The sequence below is a fragment of the Rhodococcus sp. P3_B8 genome (assembly GCF_056402775.1).
In genome coordinates, this window is record NZ_JBFUGT010000666.1 from 1 (window position 1) to 868 (window position 868).

The 868-nt window shown below is 64.3% G+C and carries 1 protein-coding gene; it reads right to left on the reverse strand.

Annotated features, from left to right (window positions below; all coding sequences use genetic code 11):
- Positions 1-14: 14 nt before the first annotated feature.
- Positions 15-823 (reverse strand): IS5 family transposase gene (locus tag AC1D1G_RS45590; RefSeq protein WP_183102294.1). Its coding sequence is split into 2 segments (ribosomal slippage): positions 15-481 and positions 481-823, totalling 810 coding nucleotides; the frame shifts between segments, so codons are not numbered across the junction.
- Positions 824-868: the final 45 nt, after the last annotated feature.

Consider the following 868-nt stretch of genomic DNA (forward strand, 5'->3'; position numbering starts at 1 on the left):
AGAGAGAGCGTGTCTCATGTGGGGAGCTTCTTGAAGCAGGTGAGTGCGGCGGCGAGGTGAAGGAAGCCGGCGAAGTGTTCGCCGTGGCGCTCGTAGCGGATGGTCATGCGCCGGTAGCCGGTGAGCCAGGCGATGGTGCGTTCGATCTTCCATCGGTACCGGCCTAGGCGATCGTTTCGCTCGATGCCGCGGCGGGCGATCCGCGGGACGATGCCTCGTTCGCGCAGCCACCGTCGGTGAATGTCGTAGTCGTAGCCCTTGTCGGCGCGAAGCTTTCCCGGCTTGCGTCGGCGCGGTCCGCGCCGAGACTTCACGCCCGGAATCGCTGCCACCAATGGTTGCAGCATCGTGCTGTCATGGGTGTTCGCCCCGGTCACGCCCACGACCAGTGGGATTCCATTCGTTTCGGACAGGACGTGGATCTTCGATCCCTTCTTACCGCGGTCGACCGGGCTGGGACCCGTCAGTGAGCCCCCCTTTTCGCCCGCACGCTTGCCGCGTCCAGGATCGCTGCCGTCCAGTCGAGTTCGCCCGCGCTACCGAGTCGATCGAGCACCTCGCGATGGAGTTTCTCGAACACCCCATCCCGCACCCAGGCACTGAACCGTCGATGCGCGGTCGGCACGGTTACCCCGAACGAGGGCGGCAGGTGCCGCCACGCACATCCGCTGGTGAGCACGTACACGATCGCGGTGAACACCGCCCGGTCATCGGCCGGCGCACTGCCACCTCCCTGCGGCCGGGCGACAAAAGGAGGAATCAACGGTTCGACTATCTCCCACAACGCATCCGGAACCAACCTCAGTGACAACTCATCTACCACGCGTCACATTATGTCCCACAGGTCACTTCATCCACATGAGACACG